Raw genomic sequence first — 25102 nt, 5'->3', positions numbered from 1 at the left:
CCCGAATGGCAACCGCTCCTACGCGATCGCGACCGCCTCCAGGAAGCCCGAGACGCTCAATAGCTTTCAAGCAAAGGCGCCAGGCGAGATGCCTCCTGCAACATCATTTCCCGCATCCACAGGCTTGCCGGATCAGTATTGTGAAGCGCGGGCCATTGGACGGCCTCCGTGAATGCGGGATGAGGAAGTGGCGGCGGAAGTCCGACAATCCGCAGGGGTGTTGTTTTTGCGAAATGCTGCGCCAGCCGTAAGGGCATGGTCCCGATGCGGTTGGTGCCTGATATGACGGGCGCGATCAGGCTAAAGCCCTGTACGACGACCTCGATACGTCTCTCGAAACCGTGCTCGAGCAAATACCACTCCTCCATGGTGGGCTGCCGGGTGTGCCTGAATTTGAGCACGACATGCCCCATCGACAAGTATCGCTCGAATGTAAGTGGCTCTGACAGCTGCTTGTTCGTGCCGCAGCCTACGCATACGAGCATATCTTCGAACAGGGCTGCGCGAGGATGTTTCGACATGAACACTTCCGGCATAATCAGAAAATCAACGTCGCCGCGCCGGAGAAGCTCCTCGGGGTCGTCGCAAATAGGCAGACATTCGAAGCGGACGGCGGGAGCTTCCCGCGCAGTACGCTCTACGATCCTCTTAAAAAGCACGAGCGTGAGGTAATCGGAAAGCATGATTCGGAAGAGACGATCCGATTGGGCTGGGTTAAAGGCGTCGGAGGAAATAATCGATAGCTGGATGTGCAGCAATGCGTCCCGGACTGCTGGGGCAAGCCCCTCCGCGCGCGGTGTCAAAATGAGCTCGCGGCCGTTCATCGTAAATAGCTCATTGCTGAAGTAGGCGCGTAACCGAGCGACGGCGGCGCTCATGGCCGGCTGGCTCAGGTTAATACTGTTGGCCGCGGCAGTGACTTTACGCTCCCTGATCAGAGCGTCCAGCACAACGAGGAGATTCAGATCCAGCCCCTTAAACCGCATATCCTGATCTATCCAGCGTGTGGATGGGCATCATCTAAACAATCAATTTTACGAATTTACGAACCATGCATTAGAGGAACGTAAATGACCGACGTCAAGCTCAAATCGACGGCGCCGCCACACGGGCGGGAACATCGAGAGAGCTCATTGGCGAGCCCCCACCGGCTGGCTCACCGTCGCTAACGACAACGGTTGAGTGCAGCCAACAACGCCGCCGCTTTGGCCGGGTAATGCGGCCCGCAAGAAACTATTTTGAAGAGAGGTCCTGAATGCGCCCTCAGGTGCAGTGGAAATTGTGCTGGGAAAACGAGTTGCAGCTCTCGGACCACGTCGAGCTCGCCCAGTTCTTTCGTAATACCTACGGGCCGACTGGGGCGTCCAACGCAGAACCGTTCGAAGGTAGTCGAAGCTGGGCCGGCGCCAGGCCTGAACTCCGCGCAATCGCCTATGATTCGAACGGTGTAGCGGCTCACATGGGCATACTGCGCCGTTTCATCAAGGTTGACGCGGTCGATCTGTTGGTGGCTGAGCTGGGCCTGTACGGGGTACGTCCGGATCTTGAGAGTCTCGGAATCGCCCATTCAATCCATGTCGTGCTTCCAATACTGCAGGAGCTTGGCGTTCCATTCGCTTTCGGAACCGTCCGGCACGCGCTGCGGAATCATGTTGAGAGGTTCGGGCGGCGATACAGCCCTTTGGCCGTCTTGTCGGGAATTCGCGTGCGCTCCACCCGACCAGAGGCGCGCCTCGACCTGCCGCCCACACGCATTGATGACGCACTCACCATTGTTCTGCCAGTTGGACGGCCGATCAGCGAATGGCCCACGGGCACGATGATCGATCGGAACGGACCAGAGCTATGAGCCGTCCCGATTGCTTGTACGAAGTGCGCCGTGAGTGCTCTGACGGCACCGGCCGTCGCAGCGTTTATCTGACGTTTGACGACGGTCCCAATCCACTTTTCACACCGGAGATTCTGGATGTGCTGGCAGAGCAGCGGGTGCCGGCCACTTTCTTCGTCATCGGCGCCTACGCCTTAGAGCACCCGGATCTAATCCAACGAATGTTTGCAGAAGGGCACGAGCTAGGGAACCACACGATGACTCATCCGGATCTGTACAAATGCGGCTTCGGCGAAGTGCAACGTGAGATCTTTGAAGCGAACGGCGCCATCATGAGGGCGTGCCCTCAGGCCTCGGTGCGCTATATTCGCGCGCCCTACGGGGCCTGGAGCGAAGAAGTCTTCACAGCGTCACAGATCGCCGGGCTGACGGCCCTCCATTGGTCCGTCGACCCTCGAGATTGGTCTCGCCCTGGGGTCGACGCGATTATCGATACCGTGCTCGCCTCTGTCCGGCCGGGCGCAATCGTACTCTTGCACGACGGATGCCCTCCCGGCGAGTTGAGCCAGGGCGCTCACGCCGGTCTGCGCGACCAGACGGTCACGGCGCTGTCCCGGCTGATTCCAGCACTTCATGAGCGCGGATTTGTAATCCGCTCACTTCCTCAACATCACTGAACAAACGAGATCCCATGACTCTTCTTGGTACAACCAGCACTGTGGCCATTTCGCTTTATGCACTGCTCTCGACTGCTTATAAGAGCATGCAGGGGATTTATGCTCTGCCGACAAACGACTCATCGGCGTTGGAGGATCTCGTCGGCTCCGATCAACTGCCCAGCGTGGATGTCATCGTCCCCTGCTTCAACGAGGATCCGCGCACGCTTTCAGAGTGCCTGGCGTCCATTGCAGACCAAGAATACGCCGGAAGACTTCGGGTCTATGTGGTTGATGACGGTTCTGGAAATCGCGAAGCCGTAGGAACTGTCCACGAAACCTACGCGCGCGACCCTAGGTTCGACATCATTTTGCTTCCCGAGAATGTTGGAAAGCGCAAGGCGCAGATCGCCGCGATACGCCGCTCATCCGGGGATTTGGTGCTTAACGTTGATTCAGACACGATACTCGCGTCCGACGTCATCACCAAGCTTGTACCGAAGATGCGAGATCCAGCGGTCGGCGCAGTCATGGGTCAGTTGATTGCCAGTAACCGGAGCGAGAGCTGGCTGACAAGGCTGATAGACATGGAGTACTGGCTGGCTTGCAACGAGGAGCGCGCGGCACAGGCTCGCTTCGGTGCCGTTATGTGCTGTTGCGGCCCATGTGCCATGTACCGCCGGTCTGCGCTCCTTTTGTTACTGGACCAGTACGAGTCGCAATTTTTTCGGGGCAAGCCAAGCGACTTCGGGGAGGATCGCCATCTCACTATCCTCATGCTGAAAGCAGGCTTTCGAACCGAGTACGTTCCGGGCGCCATCGCGGCCACAGTCGTTCCAAACAGACTCGGACCGTATCTGCGCCAACAACTCCGTTGGGCACGAAGCACATTCCGGGACACGCTGCTTGGGCTGCGCTTGCTGCCCGGCCTCAATAGCTATCTCACGTTGGACGTGGTCGGACAGAATCTCGGGCCGCTACTCCTCGCCCTATCGGTACTAACGGGCCTCGCACATTTCGCACTGACAGGCACTGTGCCTTGGTGGACAGGACTGATGATTGTGTCCATGACCATGCTCCGATGCAGCGTGGTAGCATTTCGTGCTCGACAGTTTCGATTTCTGGGCTTTTCCCTGCACACGTTCATCAACATCTTTCTCTTACTTCCCTTGAAGGCCTACGCGCTGTGTACATTGAGCAATAGCGATTGGCTGTCGCGAAGCTCTGCTGTCGCTACATCGAACACTGGGGGAAGACAGACCCCCACCCAAACTCCGATCACTGGATCAAGCAGGGCAGAATTCTCGCCGCATGCGGCTCCGCTTCGCAGGCTCAATCTTGCGCGGATTCTTCGGGATTAGCGCTGTCGAGCAACATCTGCGGCGACGAGTGATCGCTAATTACCTAGGTGGACGAGAGGTGGACGAGTTTGACCCAGAACATGAATCATCAGTTGCTCGATCGGGAATTGGCCGCAGACGATCCGTGGCGCCTCGACGGCAATCCGTTCGAGCGGGAGCGCCACACGCAAATGCTCCAGCTGGCGCTTGCCCAAGGCTCCATTACAAATGCCCTCGAAGTCGGGTGCGCTGCCGGCGCATTCACGGAAAAACTAGCTCCCAACTGCCAAGGGCTCACCGTCATCGATGTGGTGGCGCAAGCGATTGCTCGAGCACGTCAACGGATAAAGGAGCCGTCGCGCATCAACTGGATAGTCTCCGATGTTCAACAGTTTTCGACCGACGAGTTGTTTGACCTGATCGTTGTGGCGGAGGTCCTATACTACCTCGAAGACATAGCCGAGATGCGCGCGGCCGTCAAAAACCTGGTGCGGGTGCTTGCGCCAGGCGGGCATCTGATCTTCGGATCGGCAAGGGATGCTAATTGCCGTCGCTGGGGTCACGCCGCTGGTGCTGAGCCGGTCATCGCCATGCTGAACGAAACGTTGATCGAGGTAGAGCGTCTTGAGTGTCGGGGCGAGTCGGTCAACGAAGACTGCTTGCTCGTCCGTTTCCGGAACCCGCTTTCCGCTTCCTGATCAATCGAATCTATCGCCGTTAACGTGGAGACACTATGCGCATCTGTGGTACCAAGCTGACCCATGATGGGGCGATCGCCCTTGTCGAGGATGGACGGCTCGTCTTCTGCGTTGAGCAGGAAAAGCGGCACAACAATCCGCGTTATCAAACCATCGATAATCTCGACGCAATTGTCGCCGCTTTGGCGGAACAGGGGCTAAATCCTTGTGATGTCGATCAGTTCGTTATCGACGGCTGGGATGGCGAAGACGAGTCACAGTTTCAGGTCCGGCAGGCAACCAAGCAACCGCCAGCCTTGGCGTCCCTCTCGGTAAAATGAACCCATGTCCATGGTAGCGATCGATCTTACTGACGTAAGCAAAACTTATGACAAGCTCGTTGTCGACAGACTGTCGTTCCGCGTTGCGGCGGGGGAATGCTTCGGGCTCCTGGGACCGAACGGTGCGGGCAAAAGCACGATTGCGCGTATGGTCCTCGGCATGACATCGCCTGATGCGGGGAAGATTACTGTGCTCGGCGCTCCAGTGCCGGCGCGCGCGCGTTTGGCACGTATGCGCATCGGCGTGGTCCCGCAGTTCGACAATCTTGATACCGCGTTCACTGTACGCGAGAACCTGTTGGTGTTCGGGCGCTACTTCCGGATGAGCAGACGCCAGATCGAAGCGGTCATACCATCGCTGCTTGAGTTCGCCCGCCTCGAGAACAAAGCGGATGCGCGCGTCGCCGAACTGTCCGGCGGCATGAAGCGGCGCCTGACGCTCGCGCGTGCGCTGATCAATGACCCGCACTTGCTGGTGATGGACGAGCCGACCACCGGCCTCGATCCGCAGGCCCGCCACCTGATCTGGGAACGGCTGCGATCGCTGCTGGCGCGGGGCAAGACTATTCTTTTGACTACCCATTTCATGGAAGAGGCCGAGCGGCTGTGCGATCGGCTGTGCGTTATGGAGGAGGGGCGCAAGATCGCCGAAGGCCGCCCGTCCGCACTCATTGACGAGCAGATCGGCTGTGACGTGGTCGAGGTCTACGGCGGCAATCCGCATGAACTGGGTGCGCTGATCCGGCCGTACGCACAGCGCATCGAGGTGAGCGGTGAGACGCTTTTTTGCTATGCACCCGATCCGGAGCAGGTGCTGGTGCAGCTACGCGGGCGCGCGGGTCTGCGCCTTCTGCAGCGTCCCCCCAATCTCGAGGATGTGTTCTTGCGGCTAACCGGGCGCGAGATGGAGGACTGAACAATGGGCGAACGTTATGCGGCGGCCATGCCCGCCAATGCGTGGAATTGGGTCGCGGTTTGGCGCCGCAACTATCTTGGATGGAAGAAAATCGGGCTTGCATCGGTTCTCGGCAACCTCGCCGATCCGATGATCTATCTGTTCGGTCTCGGCTTTGGCATCGGAACAATGATAGGTCCTGTTGAGGGCACTTCGTACATTGCGTTTCTCGCGGCTGGCATGGTTGCCACAAGCGCGATGGCATCGGCGACTGCTGAAACGGTTTACGGGAGTTTCGGCCGCATGGACAACCAGCGCACCTGGGAAGGAATGCTATGCACTCAGCTGACGCTCGGCGATATCTTACTCGGCGAATTGGCGTGGGCAGCCACCAAGGCCCTGATGGCGGGCACAGCAATCACTATTGTTGCCACCACGCTCGGCTACACATCGTGGCCATCCATCCTCTGCTTGCTGCCAGTCATCGCTCTCAGTGGCCTCGCCTTCGCGAGTCTAGCGATGGTCGTCACGGCGCTTGCGCCCAGTTATGAATATTTCATATTTTATAATACGCTTGTTATAACACCCATGCTGTTCCTTTGCGGCGCGATGTTTCCGGTCAACCAATTGCCCGGCGCTTTTCAGGACGTCGCCTCCTTGTTGCCGCTCGCACATGCAATTGACCTCATTCGTCCGGCGATGCTTGGCCGTCCGGCCGGCAGCATGGGCCTGCATATCGGCGCGCTTTGCATATACACGGTTTTGCCGTTCTTCCTATCGGTTGCTCTATTTCGTCGTCGGCTGATGCGTTGACGCTACTCACCATTCGTAAAATTGATTCTTTGGGCGATACCCATCCACGCGTCGGATAGGTCAATACATGCGTTTTAAGGGACTCGATCTAAATCTCCTGGTTGTGCTGGACGCTTTGATCAGGGAGCGTAAAGTCACCGCCGCGGCCCGCAGTATTAACCTGAGTCAGCCGGCCATGAGCGCCGCCGTCGGTCGGTTACGCGCCTATTTCAGCGATGAGCTATTTACGATGAACGGCCGCGAACTCATTTTGACACCGCGCGCGGAGGGGCTCGCCACAGCAGTCCGGGAGGCATTGCTGCACATCCAGCTGTCGATTATTTCCTGGGACGCCTTTAACCCGGCCCGATCGGATCGTCGCTTCCGCATCATCCTTTCCGATTACCTCACGCTCGTATTTTTTAAGAAGATCGTAAAGCGTGCTGCGCGGGAAGCTCCCGCCGTCCGCTTCGAATGTCTGCTTATTTCCGACGACCCCGAGGAGCTTCTCCGGCGCGGCGACGTTGATTTTCTGATTATGCCGGAAGTGTTCATGTCGAAACATCCTCGCGCAGCCCTGTTCGAAGATATGCTCGTATGCGTAGGCTGCGGCACGAACAAGCAGCTGTCAGAGCCACTTACATTCGACCGATACTTGTCGATGGGGCAGGTTGTGCTTAAATTCGGGGACACCCGGCAGCCCTCCATCGAGGAATGGTATTTGCTCGAGAACGGTTTCGAGAGACGTATCGAGGTCGTCGTACAGGGCTTTAGCATGATCCCGCCCCTTCTATCAGGCACCAACCGCATCGGGACAATGCCCTTACGGCTGGCGCAGCATTTCGCAAAATTAACACCCCTGCGGATTGTCGAACTTCCGCCGCCACTTCCTGCCGCATTCACGGAGGCCGTCCAATGGCCTGCGCTTCACAATAATGATCCGGCAAGCCTATGGATGCGGGAAATGATGTTGCAGGAGGCATCTCGTATGATTACCCCGCCTAAGAGCACCGGACGTCTCAGTTGTCGGTCGAATTGAGAAACTGACCCCCTCGGTTATGAGAGGAGGAATGGATGGCGATTGGGATTGGGCGATTCCTGCATTGTCGAGAACGATGCAGGGAGAGCAGATCCTTCAGCATGAAGAGGTGGCAGCGATGCTGCGGCTGCATGAGCTTGGCTGGGGAATGAACCGACGGGCGAAAGAATTCGGGTGCGCGCGCAACACGGTGCCTCGGTATCTAAGCGAGGGCGGGACTGTTCCGTTTCGCAAGCCTGTGCGGCCGACCGCGTTTGACGGACTGGACCATTGGCTGCGGGAGCGCTTCTTCCCCCATGGCTCGGGCTGGATGACGATCTCGACCCGCTCCAGATGCGCCGGGAACGCCTTGCGCGGTCGCGCAGCACGTCGCGGCTCGCCTGTCGGTCTTGCGGCCTCGAGCTCGGACTCAATCGCGCCGAGCCCGGTCTGGATTTCGTCGAAGGCGAAGGCCTGCTGGTCACGTTCGAGCTTCTCGGAGCTGCGACCGAAGCGGCGCGCTCCAGCTGCTTGACGATCCCATGAAGGTCGGCGATCCGCTCCTGGGCAGGCTCGTTGAGTGTCGCCATCCGGACGATCTCGGCCTTGAGTGTTTCGCTCCGGAGTTGTTGCAGTTCGGCCTTCTCCGCCGCCATGGCGACGAACATCGCCTTGAGCGTATCGATTTCGTGGGGACGGGCCGAAGCGCTTCTCGTCATGACGCCGACAGAAGCTTATTGTGCACGGCCTGAAGCCCGCCTTTTGCGCCTGAGTCACTTCGCCACCGCCTTCCGGCCGGACGCCGTCGCCGTTCGGCTCGAACGCGTGTCCAGTCCATGCCTTCGACGAGCGCCATCAGTTTCGGCGCGGCAAGCCGATCACGCCGTTCTCCGCCAGCGGAACTTGTCCTCGTCCAGCGCTCACGGTGCGGGTATGCCGGCGTCGAGCAAACAGAGAGACGTTTGGGGCCCAACCAGGACGGCCCCGTTACGAAGTGTTGTCCTGGTCCGGTTTGAGTGTCGAATCTTCAGATCGATTGCTTGGGCGACCAGCTTCCCGGCCGCCAGCGAGCCCGCAACTGCTCAGCAGAAGGGCGAAGTGAACGTGAGTGCATCCATCTCGTAAATGTGTGTCTATCCAAGCAATCGATTTCTCTAATTATCCGATGAGGAATATGAAACGCGTCAGGCAGGGTGCATCATTAGGAGTATTTTTGATGGCAAAGATTATCGAGGGTGGCCCGGATTCCGAAACACTCCTCGGCACCGAGCTTGAAGATTGGATGGAGGGTTTCCAGGGCAATGACTGGATTGACGGTCGTGCCGGCAACGACGAGATCTCGGCTGGCCAGGGCAGTGACCGAGCCATTGGCGGCAAGGGTAACGACCGCATCTTCGGCGGAGATGGCTGGGACGATCTCTCCGGCGACAACGGCCGCTTCAACGCGCGCATCTCCGGTGAGGACAATGACAGGCTCAGCGGCGGTCCCGGCCAGGATGTCCTCTACGTGGGTGACGGCCAGGATAGGTTGACCGGGGGCACCGACAATGACACGTTCGTGTTCCAGTTCCACAATCCGGTGCCTGGGGTCGACCCGAGTGTCGGGTCGAAGCCGGACATTACCACTATCACCGATTTCAACCCGGCGGAGGACAAGTTCGCCTTCGATGCGGTGGGCCTCTACAACGACGGTTTTGGCGCGAACTTCGTCAACAACGCCAGCATACAGTCCGGCTACCCGGTGAGCAGCTTCTACAGTGGTGCGGCCTCGGGTGCGAACGGCGAACACGTCGTGGTAATCACTGGCGAATCTTTCAACTCTGCTTCTGAAGCCGCGAGTGCGATCTCCGGCGAGCACGCCGGCGACATCATTGTCTACCAAAGCAGCTACACCGACAGAGTCGCAACTCTGGCCTATGTCACCGCCGACGACAGCGCGCATGAGTTCGCCCACCTGGGCGGTGTGGTCACCGTGGCCGACCTAGGCCTGACCGCGTCGGACTTCACCTTCGTTTGATCCAGAAAACCCATACGGAACAGCGCCCCGCCCCCCTGGGCGGGCGCTTTCCGTTTCCGCTACTTGCGATGGGCCGGGGCGCCCGGGAGCAGTCGCAGCGTGTACAGCTTGACGAAGCCCTGCACGTCGCGCTGGTCGTACACCGAAATCTCCCTGAAGGCGTGGAGGCGGAAGCCTGTTCGGGCCCTTGCGGCCGGCCACGATGACGTTGCCCTTCCAAACCTTCAGCCGGACGGTGTTGTTGTTGACCCGCTCCATTAGATGCCAAACCAAACACATTCGGCGGGAGCACTGATCCTGAATCAGCGAGCGGATGCAGTCGGTTGCCGCTCGGGGAGCAATATAGGGAGCTGGGTCGCCAGATCCTCACGGAGACCTACGTGAGTAACCATTCCTTGAAGGATTCAGCTTTGAGACCTTTCCCTCTGACTTCCGCTATTTGGGGAATTCTGTTGATCAGCGGCGTGGTCAACGTGCTTGCGCTGATCTCGCCGCTGTTCATGCTTCAGGTCTACGACCGCGTTCTGGCAAGTGGCAGCGTATCGACGCTAGTGGGGCTCGTCGTGCTTGCTGCAGGGCTTTATGCGTTCCAATGCCTGCTCGACGTTTTGCGCGCCCGCGTGCTGCTGCGGATTGGCGAGCGTTTCGATGAACAGTTTTCCGGACGCGTTCACGATGCGATCGTTCGCCTTCCGCTTTTAACGCGCATGCCGGGCGACGGCTTGCAGCCGCTACGCGATCTCGACAATGTTCGCGGATTCTTAGGTGGAAACGGCCCGACAGCGTTCTTCGATCTGCCATGGATGCTGCTTTATCTTGGCATTTGCTTCCTCTTTCATTTCTGGATCGGCATGACGGCACTTATCGGGGCGATCGGTCTCACATCTCTGACACTCCTTACCAACACTCTCTCGCAAGGGCCGATACGCGATACCATTGACCACAACATGGTACGCAATGGTCTACTGGAAGCAGCGCGCCGCAATGCCGAGGTCGTGCAAGCTCTCGGTCTCGCAAAGCGGATCGCTGCCCGATGGCACAAGGCCAATGCCAAGTATCTGGCCGCCAACCGGAAAGTCGGGGACCTGGCAGGTGGGCTGGGTGGCATTTCAAAGTCGCTGCGCGTGCTGCTGCAATCGGCCATTCTTGCCGTCGGCGCGTACCTTGTCATCAGGCAGGAGACTACGGCCGGGGTCATGATTGCCAGTTCGATCACGATGGGGCGTGCGCTGGCTCCGGTCGATCTGGCCATTTCAAGCTGGAAACCCTTCCTCATGGCGCGCCAGGGTTGGGCGCGGCTGGAGGACCTCTTGGGAAAGGTTCCTGAAACCGCTCCTGTTATGCCAATGCCTGCACCTGAACGCGAACTCCGCCTCGAAGGCGTGACAATCGTTCCGCCCGGCGAAAGGAAGCCGACCGTGACCGGCCTTGCGTTTGCCGTTCAGGCGGGAAGCGCACTCGGGATCATCGGTGCATCGGGTTCGGGCAAGTCGACACTCTCGCGCGCCATCGTCGGCGCATGGGCGCCGGTCGCCGGAAAGGTTCGCATCGACAGCGCAAGCCTCGATCAATGGGACCGGGAAGCGCTAGGCCGTCATATCGGCTATTTGCCGCAAGGTGTTGAACTATTCGACGGCACCATTGCCGAAAACATCGCTCGTTTTGAAGATAATCCTGACCCTGAGGCTATTGTCACCGCGGCGAAAGCAGCGGGCACGCACGAACTGATCCTCCGATTTGAGCACGGCTACGAAACTCCGATTGGTGAGGCCGGATCGGCACTTTCCGCCGGGCAGCGCCAGCGTATCGGTCTTGCCCGTGCTCTTTATCGAGACCCTTTCCTTGTTGTGCTGGATGAACCCAATGCCAATCTCGATGCGGAAGGCGAGGCTGCGGTTGTCAAGGCGATCGCCTCCGTGCGCGAGCGCAAGGGCATTGCGGTTGTCGTTGCCCATCGGCCGAGCGCCATCCGCGCCGTGGATTTGGTGTTGGTGATGGAAGGTGGACGGCAGCGAGCATTCGGTGCGCGTGATGAGGCGCTTTCCAAAGTCCTTAAGGGGGCAGCGATGGCATCAGGCGCTGGGGTCAAGGCCATCGAGTCTACACAGGATAACGAGCGCGCTGACATGGAGGATCCCGGTGTCCGGCATTCATCAGAACAATGACGTTTCCAGGTCCATTCGCCGGCACCTGGTGGCGGGCCTGCTGGCGAGCGTGATCTTTGTGGGAGGAGCCGGAGCCTGGGCGGCCTTCACGAATCTCTCCGGCGCGGTTGTCGCGTCCGGACACTTTGTCGTCGATTCCTATGTGAAGAAGGTGCAGCACCCGACCGGCGGGGTGGTGGGAGAAATCCTGGTGAGCGAAGGTGATAAAGTAAAAGCCGGCGACATCCTCATGCGGCTCGACGCCACCCAGACGCGCGCCACTCTCGCTGTAGTCACCAAGCGGCTCGATGAGCTGGCCGCCAACCTGGCACGACTCGAAGCTGAGCGTGACGATCTGGCGGAGATCGCCTTCCCGGACTGGCTGCTCGCCCGCAGAGATGTTCCGGACGTAGCTTCGGCAGTACATGGCGAGACGCGGCTGTTCGAATTCCGCAGACAATCCCGCGACGGAAGGCAGGCGCAGCTAGCGGAACGCATCACTCAATATGAGCACGAGATCGAGGGGCTCAAGGCGCAGGCAATCGCTTGTGAGAAAAGCACCGAGATCCTCCAAAAGGAAATTGCTGCCCTGAGTGGGCTGCGCGACCAAGGCATTGTCTCGGACCAACGCTTGAACAGTCTGAAGACGCAGGTTGCCACTTTCGGCGGCGAACGCGGTGAGAAGATTGCACATCAGGCACAGACGGCAGCCCGCATAGCCGAAACGCGCCTGCAGATCCTGCAGATCGATCCGGATTTCAAGACGGAAGTCGGCCAGGAGCTCAGAGAGGTTCAGGCGCAGGTTGGGGAGTATGTTGAGCGCAAGGTGGCGGCTGAACAGGAACTGCGACGGATCGATATTGTCGCGCCGCAGTCAGGCGCCATTCAACAACTCGCAGTTCATACGGTCGGAGGAGTGATCACGCCCGCCGATCCGATTATGCTAATCGTGCCGGAAGGCGACGATCTTGCGCTTGAAGCACGAATCACCCCGAAGGACATCGACCAAATCCAGCTTGGTCACAAGGCCGTGCTGCGGATGTCAGCCTTCAATCTGAGGACCACGCCGGTATTGAACGGATATGTCAGCCGGATCGCAGCCGATCTGGCGACGGACGAAAAAAACGGCGTTTCGTATTACCTGGTGCGTCTGTCGGTTCCGCATGCGGAACTGACGAAGCTCAAGGACCTGACGCTCGTGCCCGGCATGCCGGCCGAAGCGATGATCCAGACGGGCGAGCGTACGGCGCTTTCTTATTTTGTGAAGCCGCTGTCGGACCAAATCAGTCGCGCATTCCATGAGGAATGAAAGTAACCACAGAAACATTTTGTTGGTATTCTTGTTGGTTGTTACGCATGCATGAGAGTCATAACCGTCTGAAAACACAGCCATACTTTCCTCAGTTGGATTCCGCCTCTGACTCAGATTCGTGGTTCCACGGTCATTTTGCCCTTCCAAGTCGCCGACCATTCAGTTCTTGGCCTCGAGCGCATTAAGATACCCATCATCGTACACAAAGGCTGGAAAAGAGTCCGGTGTCTTGAGCGATCCTGAGGTCTGGAGACCTAGGGTGAGCCTGCAAGCACAGGGCTAGGACATGATTGAGCGTCTGCAATATTCGGACAGGTACATAGGAAGACAGGCAGGCGTCAAAAACGCGCTTTCAACGCGCTAAACCGATGCTACGCACCCCGAGCGTCTTGCCGCCCTCGCTCCCGCCGGTAGGAATCAATCGCGAGCAGGCTGCGACGTTCATCGGCGTAAGCTCAACGACCTTTGATGAAATGGTCCAGGACGGCCGGATGCCCCAGCCACGAATGCCGAGCAAGGGGCGCATTGTTTGGGACGTCGAGGAACTTGTATTGGCCTTTCGAAAGCTCCCTCACCGCCAAATCGGAGGAGCACCAAAGCTTGACGAAGATTCGCCGCCACTAGACAATCCTTGGGATCGAAAACCACGAACATGACGGATGAGCCCGTGAAAATCGATCTTAAGGGCGTAGTGAAGGACACTGATCGCCACGGCAATGATCGGTACTATTTTCGCGCACCGGGTCGGAAGAAGGTCCGGCTCCGTGAACCGACCGGCAGCGACGAGTTCCTCGAGGAACTGCGGTGCGCGCGCGCCGAGGTCACTTATGTTCGGCCCGGCACTCTTCCCGAGATTTGCCGGCGCCTCCCCAAGCCTTCCGAGCCAGCGAAGAAAGGCACGTTGCTGTGGCTTTGCCAGGAGTATTACCGTCGGGGCGGCACGGAAATCACCCAAGACACTATGGCGCGCCGACGAGCAATTCTGGAGCGCGTATGCGAATTACCTCATCCCCTCGAAGGTGACCCGGATCCTCAGTATCCCACCAAGGGATCTCTGCCATTCGCCGGTATGAAACGGTCTCATGTTAAGGAGATCAGGGACACCAGGCTCGACGCCCTTGGCGCGGCAAACAATATCGTAAAAGCCATCAGCGCGATGTTTGAGTGGGCAAAGGACACAGAGATTCCGGGCGTCGACTCCAATCCCGCCCGCGGCATCAGACGGCTAAAGAGCGGCGACGGCTGGCACCCATGGGACGTGTCGGAGATCGTTCAATATGAGAAGCGGCATCCGCTGGGTACCGCAGCCAGACGTGCGCTCTCGATCTTCATGTTTACTGGCCTGCGGTTGTCCGACGTCGCGATCTTCGGTCGACAGCACATCACGCTCGTCTACAACGAGGAGACCGAGCAGTGGGAGAAGTGGATCAGAATTAAGCCTGGGAAGACCAGTCGTAACAAGGATGCGGTGTTGGTGGAGCTCCCGCTTCTGCCCGAACTAGAGGCGGAACTTGAGCACACGCCCTCCGACCAGATGACCTTCCTGGTCAATGAGTATGGTCGCCCGTTCTCGGAGAACGGTCTGGGCAACAAGATGCGCCAGTGGTGTGATCAAGCTGAGCTGCCGCACTGCAGTGCTCATGGAATTCGCAAGGCCGGCGCGACGATCGCCGCTGAGAACGGCGCGACGCACGAGCAGCTGAAGGCGATATATGGGTGGACTACGTACCAGCAGCCCGACCACTACATCAAGAAAGCGCGTCGCCGGAAGGTAGCGAGAGCGGCGAAATACCTGCTGGTTATCGATCGAAAAGAGAACAAAATTGTCCCACTTTCTGAGGGGGTTGAAAGAGGTGGGACAAAAATGGCCAAAAAATCCAATTAAATCAACGGCCACAAAAGCCATTGGTGGGCCCGGAGGGACTCGAACCCCCAACCAAGCGGTTATGAGCCGCCGGCTCTAACCATTGAGCTACAGGCCCCACGGCGTTGGATTAGTGTTTTTCCCTGAACCGCACAAGGCTTTCAGAGCGGCTTTCCGAGGGGGCTGGCCGAGACCGCCCAAATCAGCCCATATTGATAACCTATTGCACGTCCCCCATTGGAGCCGCTCGACACTCGGCAGTCTTGGGATCGCAGATCGAGGAGATTTCATGACCAGACGTATTTTGCCACTGGCGATTGCCGCCGCAATCGCATTTCCGGCGATCGCCGGCGCCGCCGATTCGCCGCCGCCGCGCATCGTCGTCACCGGCGAAGGCGAGGCGGCGATAGCACCCGATCTGGCTCTGCTGACGCTCAGCGTCATGCGCGAGGCCAAGACGGCGCGTGCCGCGCTCGATGCCAATAACGACGCCATGGCCGCGGTGATCGCGGCAATGAAATCGTCCGGCATCAAGGAGCGCGACCTGCAGACCGCGGGCATCCAGATCAACCCGCGCTATAACTACACCAACAAGCCCGACGGCAGCCAGGAGGCCGAACTTGTCGCCTATCAGGTGACCAACACGCTTTCGGTGCGCATCCGCGACATCGACAAGACCGGCGACATTCTCGACAAGGCGGTGTCGCTCGGCGTCAACCAGGGCGGCGGCATCTCCTTCTCCAACGACGATCCGGCGGCAGCCGTCACTGAAGCGCGCAAGAAGGCCGTCGCCAATGCCATGGCCAAGGCCAAGACGCTGGCCGAAGCGGCCGGCGTCGGCATCGGCCGGGTTCTGGAAATCACCGACCAGAATTTCGCACCGCCGCCGATGCCAATCGACGCCAAGGCTTTCGATGCGGCCGGCGCATCGGTCCCCGTGCAGGCCGGCGAGAATTCCTATACCGCGCAGGTGACGGTGACTTTCGAACTGAAGTGATCGTCGATCGCAGCGCATGAAAAACCCCGGAGGACCGATCCTCCGGGGTTTTCGAGCCGCACCTTTCCGTCCTGGCGGAAAGAGGCTCCGCTACTTTACCGGCTGAAAGACGCCGGCCGCAAAGCTTCGACGGGCTTAGCGATAGATAATCGGACAACCGCGCTCGTTGGCGAATACGATCACCACGCGGTCGCCGTACTGGCGGCCAGCGACCTTGACCGTGCGGCGGTTGATGTCGACGATGCGGGCGCGACGCAGGCCCATACGTTCGGCCTTGTCGAGGGCACGCTCCGGCGAACAGGAGCGGCGCCAGTTGCGCTCACGGCGGTGTTCGCGATAGTAACCATCATCTTCGTCGCCGGTATAGACGCCGACGCGCGGATCTTGGTTGTTGCCGAAACCGAGATAGATACTGTCTGCATGGGCTGGGATGGCAGCAAGCGTGCCAAGGCCGACAAGAGCCGAAAGAGCCGCCGTCTTGATGGTGTTGAACATTGTCTTCTCTCCTTGTTTGAGGGTTTCCACCCGTTTTCGTCGAACCGATGGGAGGAGAATGCACCCGCCTGTCTGAATTTTTTGCGAACCGGCCGTTCATCTCCGGTTCATGCGGCAGAACCGGGATAGTCTCTCGCTTCCGGAACCGGTGCTATGGACGGCGGTCCTACATAGGGTGGACCGGCATGGGCGGATAGGCAACGTCCGTTTTGCTGTCGGTTCTGGGTCCTCGATTCCGGAGTAAATCCTAAGGCTCGTCTGCAAGCATATGGTCGAAATAATCCTCCGGCTCGGCAAGCTCCGTCTCGCTGGCGCTGACCCGGCCGCGCATCGAGATGCCGGCCTCGTGCACAGTCTCGTCGCTTCCCGACACCAGCCTGTGCCACCAATAGAGATCGCGGCCCTCGGCAACCAACCGGTAAGCGCAGGTCTTGGGCAGCCAGCTGATGGTGCGCACATTCTGCGGCGTCAGCCCGACGCAATCCGGAACACGCGCCAGCCGGTTGGTATAATCGGAGCAGCGGCAGCTTCCAGCGTCGAACAGCCGGCAGCCGACGCTGGTCCAGTAGATATCTCCGGTGTCCTCGTCTTCGAGTTTGGACAGGCAGCATTTGCCACAGCCGTCGCAGAGCGATTCCCACTCGGCCGGGGTCATCGCCTCCAGCGTCTTGGTTTTCCAGAACGGCTTTTCCATCGTCGGCATGTGGACCTCGGAGGCGTCAAGGTCAAGCGCAGCAACCCATGCACCCTCGTCCGAACAATACGCCGGGACCATACGCCAAGACCATACGAATGACATGAAGTCGCCTTCAAAACGCCGGTCAATCGCCCTGTGCCACCGCTAAGACCTACAAACAGGAACCAAACATGGTTGCTGAAAGTTTGGGCAGGGATGGGACGCCACAAGGAGTGTTTATGATGAAACGCCAACCATGGATTCTGGCAGGCACGGCGCTTGGCCTGTTGATGGCGTCCGCGCCGTTAGGCGCGTTCCCGCTGCAAGGCAGCGCCGCATTCGGCCCCGCTCGGAACAGCGCAGTGCTTATCCCGGCGCAGTCGAATTGCGCCGAAGGCGAGTCGGCCGAAGCCTGTGCCCAAGGCGGGCAGGCGGAGCCGGAACAGAAGCCCGGCAAGAGGCGCGAACGGCAGGAGCGAACCGAAGCACCCGCCGAACAATCGGGCGAGTCCGAGCAAAAGCCGCGCCGGAACAAGCGCGAGCAGCAACAGACCGAATCCGCGCCCGCCGAACAACTCGCGCCCTCGGGCGGAGAGGAGCAGGGCAATCAACGCAGGAAAAAGAGGCAGCAACAGCAGATCGAAGCCGAACAGCCGGCCGAGCAGGCTGCACCCGTGAATGACGATCAGCAGATCAAGCCGCGCAGGAAGAAGCGCGACCAGCAACAGCGGGAAGCCGCACCTGCTGAACAGCCGGCCGAGCAAGCTGCGCCCGCGAGCGACGATCAGCAGCAGCTCAAGCCGCGCAGGAAGAAGCGCGACCAGCAACAGCAGGAAGCCGCACCTGCTGAACAGCCGGCCGAGCAGGCTGCGCCCGCGAACGACGTTCAGCAGCAGCTCAAGCAGCGCAGGAAGAAGCGCGACCAGCAACAGCAGGAAGCCGCACCTGCTGAACAGCCGGCCGAGCAGGTTGCCCCTGCAAACGACAACGAGCAGGGCAATCCGCGCAAGAGGAAGAATAAGCAGGACCAGCAGGCGGCGCCGGCTCTCCCACAGGCCGAGCCACTTCCAACCGACAAGCAAGCCGCTCCTGCTCAAGCCGAACAGCCCCAGGACCAGGCGAAGAAACGCGGCAAGAAGCCCGTTGGGGAAGAGCCGGTGACAGGCGAACAGCAGCCCGCAACCGGTGAGCAACCCGCCACCGGCGAACAGGCAGCACCCGCCGAGGGTGGGCCCCCTGCTTCGGGCGAAGCCGCGGCCAACCCGAACGAGGCGCCCATACTGGACAGTCAGAAGGATGTCAGGCGCAGGCACGGCAAGGACCAAGGCGGCCAAAACGCGGGTCGCCAAAATGGCGGCAAAACGGGTGGTCAGGAAGGCAACCAGCCCGTCGAGGAGAACGGCAACCAGGCGGAAGTCTCGAAACCGGCTCCGGTCGACCAGGGGCCGCCCCCGACCGACGACCGGGCAGCGCAGCAGGAGATCAAACCTGAAAAGATCGCTCCCGTGACCGAGGAAAAAGGCAAGCGCGTCGAGCGCTCAGCCGATTTCGAGGATGTTCGTCGTCGTCGGCGCCCGCAAGGCACCAATGTCCTCAGGGAATTCGGCGACCGCGTCATCCTCCAGTTCAACAACCAGACGTTCGTCGAAAGCAGCGACGCCCCGCGTATGCACCGCGGCGCCAGGAATGTCTATTATGAGGACCTGTCGGGCGATCGCACCCGGGAAATCGTGGAGCGTGACAACGGTTTCCGGATCGTCACCATCCGCAACCGCTACGGCGACGTGATCCAGCGTTCACGCATCGCGCCTGACGGACGCGAATATGTGCTGAGCTATGTCGACGAGCGGAACTATGACGATGATGCAGACTGGCGCGACCCGGGCGACGACCTGCCGCCGATGCGCCTTACCATCCCGCAAGAGGAATACATTCTGGATTCCGAAGAGGTCGAGGATCCGGACGACTACTACACCTTCCTCGAACGACCGCCGGTGGAGAAGGTCCAGCGCCTCTATTCGATCGACGAGGTCAAACGCTCGGCCCGCGTGCGCGACATTGCCCGCCGCATCGACCTCGATACGCTCAACTTCGAATTCGGTTCGGCTTCGATTTCCGACACCGAGGTCCAGAAGCTGGAGGGTGTTGCCAACGCCATGGACAAGCTGCTGAAGAAAAACCCGGCCGAGACCTTCCTGATCGAAGGCCACACGGATGCAGTCGGCAAGCCGGAAGCGAACCTTGCATTGTCCGACCGCCGCGCCGAGGCAGTCGCCGAAGCCTTGACCAATGCCTTCGGCATCCCGCCGGAGAACCTGACGACACAGGGCTATGGCGAGGAGTATCTCAAGGTAGACACGTCGGGACCCAACCGTGAGAACCGCCGCGTCGCCATCCGCCGCATCACCTCGCTGGTGGCGCCGGTGGCCAGCGCCCAATAAGCGGAATGTGAACCGCGCGATCCGATCAACCATTGAATCGCGCGGTCACCAATCTTGAAACGCGAGGTCACCAATCCCAAATTTTGGAAAGGGCGTCCCTGCCCCGTCCCGACTCCAGCGGGACACACGAGCCCCGCCGGTTCCCCTCCCCGGCGGGGTTTCGTTTTTTAGAACCTTGCAAACCGCCGCAGCCTGCCCGAAATACGGCACTCCGACAACGGAGCCCGGAATCGCCGCATGAAGCGCCTCGAACTCGCCATCGAATCGATCATTCTCGCCTCGCGCTGGCTGCTGGTCGTCTTCTATCTCGGACTGGGCGCGGCGCTTGCCATCTATGCCGTGTCCTTCGGCAAGAAGCTGTTCGAGTTCGTCTCCGTGGCCTTCACGCTCGACGACACCGATACCATCCTGAAGATCCTCGGCCTCATCGACGCCGCGCTGGTCGCCTCACTGGTGGTGATGGTGATCATCTCGGGCTACGAAAACTTCGTAAGCCGCTTCGATGAAAATGACGGCAAGGTGCATTGGCTGGGCACGATCGATGTCGGCTCGCTGAAGGTCAAGGTCGCCTCGACAATCGTCGCCATCTCCTCGATCCACCTCTTGCAGGTTTTCCTGAACTCGGTCTCCTACACGACCGACCAGCTGATGTGGCTGACCATCATTCATCTGGCCTTCGTTCTGTCGGCACTGATGCTTGCCTATATCGACCGGCTGATGGGTCTTGGCAAAGCCAAGAAAGCCGAAGGCTGAGCACGCGTCTGTGCCGGTCTTTAAGAGATACGCCTGTCAGCTAGATGCTTTCCGTCAGTAAATACCTTTGATTTTGGTATCAGTCCGCTCGAACACCTCGTCCGGCACAAAAAAGTCGCCGGCGAGCGGGCCTGTCGCGCCCGGCGCATAGGCTGAGAAATCGCTGACGCCTTCGGCGCGCAGCACTTCTTCGTCGATGTAGAAATTACCGGTTGCCCCGCGCGACGGCCTGACCAGGATGGCGTGTGCGGCATCGGCCATGATGTCGGGCGAACGGCTCATCGCCGCCACCGTCGCCCCGCCCAGGAGGTTGCGCACCGCCGCCGTGTCGATGGTCGAGATCGGCCAGAGCGAATTGACCGCAATGCCATCCCTGGCGAACTCGGCGCTCATGCCCAGCGTGCACATCGACATGCCGAACTTCGCCATCGTGTAGGCGACATGGTTCTTGAACCACTTGGCCTTCATGTCGAGCGGCGGCGCCAGATTCAAAATGTGAGGATTTTCCGCCAACCTCAAGTGTGGAATGCACATTTTGGAGACGAGAAAAGTACCGCGCGTGTTGATCTGGTGCATCAGGTCGTAGCGTTTCATGTCGGTCTCCAGCGTGCCGGTGAGTTGGATGGCGCTGGCATTGTTGATGCAGATATCGATGCCGCCGAACGTCTCCACGGTCTTGGCGACGGCTTCGGCGACCTGCGCTTCATCGCGGATGTCGCACAGCGCCGGCAGCGCCTTGCCGCCGGCCCGCTCGATCTCTTGCGCCGCTGTGTAGATCGTCCCCGGCAGCTTCGGATGCGGCTCGGCGGTCTTGGCCGCGATCGTCACATTGGCGCCGTCGCGCGCGGCGCGCAGCGCAATCGCCAGCCCGATGCCGCGTGACCCGCCAGAGATGAACAGCGTCTTTCCCTTGAGCGACATCCTCGCCCCTCCCTGTGCTACTCTCTTTTCTACCATCTTTTCTCCTTGCGATCCTTGCCTGCACCGCCGGCGGATACAAGCGCCCTTAACCCGCAGCGGTGGTGTGACGCTACGGAGGGTCGTGGATTTCGCGGGAGCGCGCGTTGAATCTGTCGGGCAAGTTGGTATATATTCTATACGAAAAGGGAGAATATATAAATGGCCTTATCGATCAAGAATATGGCGGTCGAGCAACTGGCACGTGAGCTCGCCCGCCGGCGCCAGGTATCGGTGACGGAGGCCATCCGTCAAAGCCTCGAGCGCGAGGTTGCGCGCGAGCGGCTTGTGCCGCGCGACGAGACCGGTGACCTTTTTCAACGTCTGATGGCGATTGCGGAACGAGCTGCACGAATACCGGAGCGCAAAGACGCGATGAGCGACGATGAAATTCTCGGTTATGACGAACTGGGTATCCCGACGCGATGATCATCGATTCCTCGGCGCTGGTCGCCATTTTACGCACGGAGCCGGGCTACGACCGCTTCGTTTTGGCGATCACCCAGGCTGAAAGACGTTTGCTTCCGGCACCGACACTGCTTGAAACGACAATGGTGCTCGTCGGCCGCTGGCAGGACCAGATTATCGATCGCTTCGAAACTTTTTTGCGCACCGCCTCGATCGAGACGATCCCCTTCACGGCCGACCACGCCGCGGTCGCTCGTCAGGCGTTCCTGCGCTATGGCAAGGGCCGGCATCCGGCCGCCCTCAACTTCGGCGACTGCATTGCCTATGCTGCGGCACGTATCGAAGCCATGCCGTTGCTGTTCAAGGGTGACGATTTCCGGCTGACCGACATCGAACCGGCTGTTTGATCCACGGCTAGACCAGCACCAGGCCCTGCCGCATGGCGATGGCGATCGCATCGGTGCGGTTGGCGGCACCGAGCTTCGTCAGGATCGCTGCGACGTGGAATTTCGCCGTATGCACGGAGATGTTCAGCCGCCGCGCGATGACCTTGTTGGGCGCGCCTTCGGCGAGCAGTGCCAGCACCTCGCTTTCGCGCGGCGAAAGCGTCGGCCGGACGATTTGCTCGTTACTCGGTTCCTCGTCGAACCGGTCGCTGTCATGAAAGGTAAAATCGTGCCCGTCTGACAGAGCGTGGCTGTCACGCGAAATCCGGTAGCCAGCCGCCGCCAGCCGCGCCGCAGCGGCGATCAGCACGTCGTCCGCTGCCACCGGCAGCACGGCAAACACTGTATCGGCCGGCCGCTCCCCGGCCGCTCGCGACGATAGCAGCACTCGAGGCATAGCGGCGTCGACGAGCCCGCCTTGCACCCCATGATCATCGACGATGGCGACATCCGCCGCCCAACGCCCGTCGACTTCGCCCGCCAGAAAAGGCTGCAGGTCATCGGTCGCAGCGAGAGCCGCGGACAGACTTCGCGCGCGCTCGACGTCACGGAGCACGATCAGCACCGTCAGCCGTCTGCCAGCGACCTCACCGCTTACCATCTATCCCTCAGCTCAGTGGTTTTTCACCGATGGTCAGTGAGACCTCACGGTTCTCGCCGCCGCGCACCACGCCGAGTGTCACCAAGGCACCGGCGCTGTCCGGCCCGAGCTTGCGGATCAGCTCGCGCGGGCCATGCACCGTCTCTGCGTTCCACGATACGATGATGTCGCCGAGACTGAGACCGGCGGCTTTCGCCGGGCCGCTATCGTCAAGGCTCATCACCATGGCGCCCTGTGTATCACCATTGCGGACCGGATGCAGGCCGGCACCAAGATAGCCCCTCGCCACATGACCCTTCTCGCGCAGCGTCGTGACTGCCCGCTCGATCGTTTCGTAAGGCATGACCAGCGCCCGCCGGCGTGGCCCGAACAGCAGCATGCCGATCAGTCCGCCCTTGGCGTCGAGCACAGGGCCGCCCTCGAAACGGCCGCCGGCATTGACGGCAAGGTTGATGCGCCGGTCGATCGTGCCGCCGCGCATTGAACGCCAGGCCGGGCCGACCTCGCCGACCGTGCCGAAGGTAGCGAGCGAGGTGCCGTCGCTATTGCCCGCGACGATCGCCAGATTGCCCGGCCGCACTGCATCCGCCTTCACCAGGGACGGCACGCTTGGTGCGCCGGTGGGTTTCAAAACGGCCGTGCCGGTGGACGGGTCGCGGCCGACCAGCTCGGCCTTGACGGTTTCGCCCGAAGGAAACGTCAGCTCGATCTCCTCGCCGGCCTCGACCGCCTCCTCGGCAGTGACGAAATAGTCGTCCTGCCAGTGGAAAGCGGTAGACGTGCGGTGGTGGTGCGTCGCGAAGCTGGCCGTCGCTGGAGCCGCGGCTGCGGCGATGTCGGCAATGGCGTCGGAAAATGTGCTCAGATTGAAATCGCTCATGATTTGTCTCCTGGGTTCCTCGTGACCCAGATATCGCCCGGCAGGGCGTTGGCGGATACTCGCCTGACGGCTAGTTGGGCGTTTGACTGGCCATCTGGTCAGGTCGCGGCCGGTCCGGCCGCTCCGCACATATAGGCATTGTTCATCTTGTTCCAAAAGCTACGGAGCCCCGCAGATGGCCCTGCCCGCCCAGCAATTGCAATATGACGATGCCCTTCTCGATGCCTATTCGGCGACGGTCGCCGATGCCGTCGACCGCATCGGGCCCGCCGTCTGCCGCATCGAGCGTGTCGGTGGCCCGGGCGGCCATGGCTCAGGCTTCGTCATCGCGCCGGACGGGCTGGTCGTCACCAACTTCCACGTCGTCGGCGATGCGCGCAGTGTGCGCGTGTCGATGCCGGACGGCGCCTCCAGGGAAGGCCGCGTGCTCGGCCGCGACCCCGACACCGACATTGCGCTGGTGCGCGCCGACGGCAACTTTGCCGACGTTGCGCCGCTTGGCGATTCCAAGCGTTTGAGGCGCGGCCAGATTGCAATTGCCATCGGCAACCCGCTCGGCTTCGAATGGACCGTCACCACCGGCGTCGTCTCGGCGCTCGGCCGCTCGATGCGTGCCTCCACCGGCCGGCTGATCGACGACGTCATCCAGACTGACGCCGCGCTCAACCCCGGCAATTCCGGCGGACCGCTGGTGTCCTCGGCCGGCGAGGTGATCGGCGTCAACACCGCGATGATCCACGGAGCGCAAGGCATCGCGTTCGCGGTTGCCTCCAACACCGCCAATTTCGTCATCTCGGAGATCATCCGCTTCGGCCGCGTGCGCCGCGCCTTCATCGGCGTTTCCGCCGACACCACCAACCTGCCGCGCCGCGCAGCACTCTTGTCGCAAGTGTCGAGCAGCACGGCGGTGCGCCTGCGCAGCGTCGAGAAGAACAGCCCGGCGGACAAGGCCGGCCTCAGGGAAGGCGACATTATTGTCGCCATCGACGGCCGCCCGGTCACCGGCGTCGACGATCTTGTGCGCATGCTCGACGCCGAGCGCATCGGCCGCGAGACACTGTGCACGGTGGTGCGCCGCTCCGGCATTGCCCAGGTCACGGTGATGCCGTTGGCGAGGGCAAGCTAGCTCGCTGCAGCACCCTGCGCATATTGCGCCAGGAATTCCGGGCTCGGCGGGATCGGCCTGATCACGTCGATCAGCACGCCGTTGGGATCCTTGGTGATGAAATGGCGCTGGCCGAAGGGTTCGTCGCGCAGCGTTAGCAGGATCGGCAGGCCGGCGGCGGTGATCCGCTCATAGACGGCATCCGGGTCCCTGACCTCGAAATTGATCAGCACGCCAGACGCGCGGCCCCGCCCCTCCTCCGGGATCGTCTCATGATCGCCCTGGACGATGCCGAGGTTGACGCGGCGATCTTCGGCTGAGCGCAGATGGATGTACCAGTCGGCCTCGAACAGCGGCTTGAAGCCGAAATGCGCGACATAAAAGGCTGCAGTGCCGGCAACATCGCCCGTCATCAGCACCGGATAATAGCTCGTCGTCCTCATCTTTCCTTCTCCCGGC

The 25102-nt window shown here is 60.5% G+C and carries 26 protein-coding genes, 1 tRNA gene and 2 pseudogenes; 19 read left to right on the top strand and 10 right to left on the bottom strand.

The window, feature by feature from the left end:
• Positions 1-56 precede the first annotated feature (56 nt).
• Entirely contained in the window at positions 57-986 is a 930-nt protein-coding gene (locus tag NKH89_RS23600) for a LysR family transcriptional regulator (RefSeq protein ID WP_352506788.1), read from the bottom strand.
• 269 nt (positions 987-1255) lie between these two features.
• Between NKH89_RS23600 and NKH89_RS23595 the strand changes: the two genes are divergently transcribed.
• The 9 genes and pseudogenes from NKH89_RS23595 to NKH89_RS23555 form a co-directional block, all read left to right on the top strand.
• Positions 1256-1849: a NodA family N-acyltransferase gene (locus NKH89_RS23595; RefSeq protein ID WP_352483781.1), complete on the top strand. Its 594-nt coding sequence runs from the start codon at positions 1256-1258 to the stop codon at positions 1847-1849.
• On the top strand, positions 1846-2505 hold the full coding sequence (nodB, locus tag NKH89_RS23590; protein ID WP_352457035.1) for a chitooligosaccharide deacetylase NodB: 660 nt from the start codon (positions 1846-1848) through the stop codon (positions 2503-2505). Before NKH89_RS23595 ends, nodB begins: the two co-directional genes overlap by 4 nt.
• 14 nt (positions 2506-2519) lie before the next feature.
• Complete coding sequence (gene nodC / locus NKH89_RS23585) at positions 2520-3845, top strand: chitooligosaccharide synthase NodC (protein ID WP_352683291.1); 1326 nt, start codon at positions 2520-2522, stop codon at positions 3843-3845.
• Between the two features lie 80 nt (positions 3846-3925).
• Positions 3926-4522 carry a nodulation methyltransferase NodS gene (gene nodS / locus NKH89_RS23580; protein WP_031194123.1) on the top strand — a complete coding sequence of 199 codons (597 nt, stop codon included), beginning with the start codon at positions 3926-3928 and terminating at the stop codon, positions 4520-4522.
• Between the two features lie 35 nt (positions 4523-4557).
• Positions 4558-4842 (top strand): carbamoyltransferase N-terminal domain-containing protein, encoded by a 285-nt coding sequence (locus tag NKH89_RS23575; protein ID WP_352910120.1) that lies wholly within the window; start codon positions 4558-4560, stop codon positions 4840-4842.
• Positions 4843-4846: 4 nt separating this feature from the next.
• Positions 4847-5758 (top strand): nodulation factor ABC transporter ATP-binding protein NodI, encoded by a 912-nt coding sequence (gene nodI, locus NKH89_RS23570; protein ID WP_023719311.1) that lies wholly within the window; start codon positions 4847-4849, stop codon positions 5756-5758.
• Positions 5759-5761: 3 nt separating this feature from the next.
• A complete protein-coding gene (locus NKH89_RS23565; protein WP_352450738.1) occupies positions 5762-6550 on the top strand; it encodes an ABC transporter permease in 789 nt (262 codons plus the stop codon).
• A gap of 67 nt (positions 6551-6617) precedes the next feature.
• Positions 6618-7568: a LysR family transcriptional regulator gene (locus tag NKH89_RS23560; protein WP_352548199.1), complete on the top strand. Its 951-nt coding sequence runs from the start codon at positions 6618-6620 to the stop codon at positions 7566-7568.
• A gap of 31 nt (positions 7569-7599) precedes the next feature.
• Positions 7600-7866, top strand: a pseudogene (locus NKH89_RS23555) (hypothetical protein); the annotation flags it as partial.
• Between the two features lie 77 nt (positions 7867-7943).
• On the opposite strand, the pseudogene NKH89_RS23550 reads toward NKH89_RS23555, so the two are convergent.
• A pseudogene (locus tag NKH89_RS23550) lies at positions 7944-8324 on the bottom strand (transposase domain-containing protein); the annotation flags it as partial.
• A 439-nt stretch (positions 8325-8763) separates the two neighbouring features.
• Here NKH89_RS23550 and NKH89_RS23545 point away from each other — a divergent pair.
• The 4 genes from NKH89_RS23545 to NKH89_RS23530 all read left to right on the top strand — a co-directional run bounded on the left by NKH89_RS23545 (position 8764) and on the right by NKH89_RS23530 (position 14905).
• Entirely contained in the window at positions 8764-9564 is an 801-nt protein-coding gene (locus NKH89_RS23545) for a M10 family metallopeptidase C-terminal domain-containing protein (protein ID WP_352548198.1), read from the top strand.
• A gap of 395 nt (positions 9565-9959) precedes the next feature.
• A complete protein-coding gene (locus NKH89_RS23540) occupies positions 9960-11729 on the top strand; it encodes a type I secretion system permease/ATPase (protein ID WP_352910286.1) in 1770 nt (589 codons plus the stop codon).
• A complete protein-coding gene (locus NKH89_RS23535) occupies positions 11704-13017 on the top strand; it encodes an HlyD family type I secretion periplasmic adaptor subunit (RefSeq protein ID WP_352548197.1) in 1314 nt (437 codons plus the stop codon). Before NKH89_RS23540 ends, NKH89_RS23535 begins: the two co-directional genes overlap by 26 nt.
• Positions 13018-13687: 670 nt before the next feature.
• Positions 13688-14905, top strand: coding sequence for a tyrosine-type recombinase/integrase (locus tag NKH89_RS23530; RefSeq protein WP_352457555.1), 1218 nt, complete (start codon positions 13688-13690; stop codon positions 14903-14905).
• Between the two features lie 21 nt (positions 14906-14926).
• Here NKH89_RS23530 and NKH89_RS23525 read toward each other — a convergent pair.
• Positions 14927-15002 (bottom strand) — tRNA-Ile (locus tag NKH89_RS23525).
• Between the two features lie 171 nt (positions 15003-15173).
• Here NKH89_RS23525 and NKH89_RS23520 point away from each other — a divergent pair.
• Complete coding sequence (locus NKH89_RS23520) at positions 15174-15881, top strand: SIMPL domain-containing protein (protein ID WP_352494952.1); 708 nt, start codon at positions 15174-15176, stop codon at positions 15879-15881.
• A gap of 135 nt (positions 15882-16016) precedes the next feature.
• On the opposite strand, the gene NKH89_RS23515 is transcribed toward NKH89_RS23520, so the two are convergent.
• The 3 genes from NKH89_RS23515 to NKH89_RS23505 form a co-directional block, all read right to left on the bottom strand.
• Entirely contained in the window at positions 16017-16376 is a 360-nt protein-coding gene (locus NKH89_RS23515; RefSeq protein WP_023719320.1) for a hypothetical protein, read from the bottom strand.
• Positions 16377-16623: 247 nt separating this feature from the next.
• Positions 16624-17070 carry a YcgN family cysteine cluster protein gene (locus tag NKH89_RS23510; protein WP_023719321.1) on the bottom strand — a complete coding sequence of 149 codons (447 nt, stop codon included), beginning with the start codon at positions 17068-17070 and terminating at the stop codon, positions 16624-16626.
• A gap of 287 nt (positions 17071-17357) precedes the next feature.
• Positions 17358-18245, bottom strand: a complete 888-nt coding sequence (locus tag NKH89_RS23505; protein ID WP_352494951.1) for a hypothetical protein — start codon at positions 18243-18245, stop codon at positions 17358-17360.
• On the opposite strand from NKH89_RS23505, the gene NKH89_RS23500 reads away from it, so the two are divergent.
• Both NKH89_RS23500 and NKH89_RS23495 read left to right on the top strand, forming a co-directional pair.
• The gene (locus NKH89_RS23500; protein ID WP_348633220.1) at positions 18210-19493 is read left to right on the top strand and encodes an OmpA family protein; all 1284 of its coding nucleotides are present in this window, start codon (positions 18210-18212) and stop codon (positions 19491-19493) included. The genes NKH89_RS23505 and NKH89_RS23500 overlap by 36 nt on opposite strands.
• 237 nt (positions 19494-19730) lie before the next feature.
• A complete protein-coding gene (locus NKH89_RS23495) occupies positions 19731-20246 on the top strand; it encodes a TIGR00645 family protein (RefSeq protein ID WP_023719323.1) in 516 nt (171 codons plus the stop codon).
• 54 nt (positions 20247-20300) lie between these two features.
• On the opposite strand, the gene NKH89_RS23490 is transcribed toward NKH89_RS23495, so the two are convergent.
• Positions 20301-21167, bottom strand: a complete 867-nt coding sequence (locus NKH89_RS23490; RefSeq protein ID WP_352494950.1) for an SDR family oxidoreductase — start codon at positions 21165-21167, stop codon at positions 20301-20303.
• A 198-nt stretch (positions 21168-21365) separates the two neighbouring features.
• On the opposite strand from NKH89_RS23490, the gene NKH89_RS23485 reads away from it, so the two are divergent.
• A complete protein-coding gene (locus tag NKH89_RS23485; protein ID WP_023719325.1) occupies positions 21366-21632 on the top strand; it encodes a type II toxin-antitoxin system VapB family antitoxin in 267 nt (88 codons plus the stop codon).
• The gene (locus NKH89_RS23480) at positions 21629-22018 is read left to right on the top strand and encodes a type II toxin-antitoxin system VapC family toxin (RefSeq protein WP_023719326.1); all 390 of its coding nucleotides are present in this window, start codon (positions 21629-21631) and stop codon (positions 22016-22018) included. Before NKH89_RS23485 ends, NKH89_RS23480 begins: the two co-directional genes overlap by 4 nt.
• 7 nt (positions 22019-22025) lie before the next feature.
• On the opposite strand, the gene NKH89_RS23475 is transcribed toward NKH89_RS23480, so the two are convergent.
• Both NKH89_RS23475 and NKH89_RS23470 read right to left on the bottom strand, forming a co-directional pair.
• On the bottom strand, positions 22026-22658 hold the full coding sequence (locus tag NKH89_RS23475; RefSeq protein WP_023719327.1) for a helix-turn-helix transcriptional regulator: 633 nt from the start codon (positions 22656-22658) through the stop codon (positions 22026-22028).
• 7 nt (positions 22659-22665) lie between these two features.
• Positions 22666-23538: a S1C family serine protease gene (locus NKH89_RS23470; protein ID WP_352591324.1), complete on the bottom strand. Its 873-nt coding sequence runs from the start codon at positions 23536-23538 to the stop codon at positions 22666-22668.
• A gap of 175 nt (positions 23539-23713) precedes the next feature.
• Here NKH89_RS23470 and NKH89_RS23465 point away from each other — a divergent pair, with 175 nt between their 5' ends.
• Positions 23714-24664: a S1C family serine protease gene (locus tag NKH89_RS23465; RefSeq protein ID WP_352494948.1), complete on the top strand. Its 951-nt coding sequence runs from the start codon at positions 23714-23716 to the stop codon at positions 24662-24664.
• Here NKH89_RS23465 and NKH89_RS23460 read toward each other — a convergent pair.
• Positions 24661-25086, bottom strand: a complete 426-nt coding sequence (locus NKH89_RS23460; RefSeq protein WP_352483190.1) for a VOC family protein — start codon at positions 25084-25086, stop codon at positions 24661-24663. The two genes, NKH89_RS23465 and NKH89_RS23460, sit on opposite strands and share 4 nt — an antisense overlap.
• Between the last annotated feature and the right edge of the window lie 16 nt (positions 25087-25102).

Origin of the sequence: Mesorhizobium sp. M0923 (assembly GCF_040319365.1) — a bacterium.
Classification (GTDB): Bacteria; Pseudomonadota; Alphaproteobacteria; order Rhizobiales; family Rhizobiaceae; genus Mesorhizobium.
The sequence above is the reverse complement of the archived record's forward strand: the minus strand, read 5'-3'. Positions and strand labels throughout refer to the sequence as shown.

What these genes read in the sequence shown, in the direction of transcription:
- NKH89_RS23600 (WP_352506788.1), bottom strand. Translation starts at nt 986, where the DNA reads ATGCGGTTTAAGGGGCTGGATCTGAATCTCCTCGTTGTGCTGGACGCT.
- NKH89_RS23595 (WP_352483781.1), top strand. Translation starts at nt 1,256, where the DNA reads ATGCGCCCTCAGGTGCAGTGGAAATTGTGCTGGGAAAACGAGTTGCAG.
- nodB (WP_352457035.1), top strand. Translation starts at nt 1,846, where the DNA reads ATGAGCCGTCCCGATTGCTTGTACGAAGTGCGCCGTGAGTGCTCTGAC.
- nodC (WP_352683291.1), top strand. Translation starts at nt 2,520, where the DNA reads ATGACTCTTCTTGGTACAACCAGCACTGTGGCCATTTCGCTTTATGCA.
- nodS (WP_031194123.1), top strand. Translation starts at nt 3,926, where the DNA reads ATGAATCATCAGTTGCTCGATCGGGAATTGGCCGCAGACGATCCGTGG.
- NKH89_RS23575 (WP_352910120.1), top strand. Translation starts at nt 4,558, where the DNA reads ATGCGCATCTGTGGTACCAAGCTGACCCATGATGGGGCGATCGCCCTT.
- nodI (WP_023719311.1), top strand. Translation starts at nt 4,847, where the DNA reads ATGTCCATGGTAGCGATCGATCTTACTGACGTAAGCAAAACTTATGAC.
- NKH89_RS23565 (WP_352450738.1), top strand. Translation starts at nt 5,762, where the DNA reads ATGGGCGAACGTTATGCGGCGGCCATGCCCGCCAATGCGTGGAATTGG.
- NKH89_RS23560 (WP_352548199.1), top strand. Translation starts at nt 6,618, where the DNA reads ATGCGTTTTAAGGGACTCGATCTAAATCTCCTGGTTGTGCTGGACGCT.
- NKH89_RS23545 (WP_352548198.1), top strand. Translation starts at nt 8,764, where the DNA reads ATGGCAAAGATTATCGAGGGTGGCCCGGATTCCGAAACACTCCTCGGC.
- NKH89_RS23520 (WP_352494952.1), top strand. Translation starts at nt 15,174, where the DNA reads ATGACCAGACGTATTTTGCCACTGGCGATTGCCGCCGCAATCGCATTT.
- NKH89_RS23515 (WP_023719320.1), bottom strand. Translation starts at nt 16,376, where the DNA reads ATGTTCAACACCATCAAGACGGCGGCTCTTTCGGCTCTTGTCGGCCTT.
- NKH89_RS23510 (WP_023719321.1), bottom strand. Translation starts at nt 17,070, where the DNA reads ATGGAAAAGCCGTTCTGGAAAACCAAGACGCTGGAGGCGATGACCCCG.
- NKH89_RS23495 (WP_023719323.1), top strand. Translation starts at nt 19,731, where the DNA reads ATGAAGCGCCTCGAACTCGCCATCGAATCGATCATTCTCGCCTCGCGC.
- NKH89_RS23490 (WP_352494950.1), bottom strand. Translation starts at nt 21,167, where the DNA reads ATGTCGCTCAAGGGAAAGACGCTGTTCATCTCTGGCGGGTCACGCGGC.
- NKH89_RS23485 (WP_023719325.1), top strand. Translation starts at nt 21,366, where the DNA reads ATGGCCTTATCGATCAAGAATATGGCGGTCGAGCAACTGGCACGTGAG.
- NKH89_RS23480 (WP_023719326.1), top strand. Translation starts at nt 21,629, where the DNA reads ATGATCATCGATTCCTCGGCGCTGGTCGCCATTTTACGCACGGAGCCG.
- NKH89_RS23475 (WP_023719327.1), bottom strand. Translation starts at nt 22,658, where the DNA reads ATGGTAAGCGGTGAGGTCGCTGGCAGACGGCTGACGGTGCTGATCGTG.
- NKH89_RS23470 (WP_352591324.1), bottom strand. Translation starts at nt 23,538, where the DNA reads ATGAGCGATTTCAATCTGAGCACATTTTCCGACGCCATTGCCGACATC.
- NKH89_RS23465 (WP_352494948.1), top strand. Translation starts at nt 23,714, where the DNA reads ATGGCCCTGCCCGCCCAGCAATTGCAATATGACGATGCCCTTCTCGAT.
- NKH89_RS23460 (WP_352483190.1), bottom strand. Translation starts at nt 25,086, where the DNA reads ATGAGGACGACGAGCTATTATCCGGTGCTGATGACGGGCGATGTTGCC.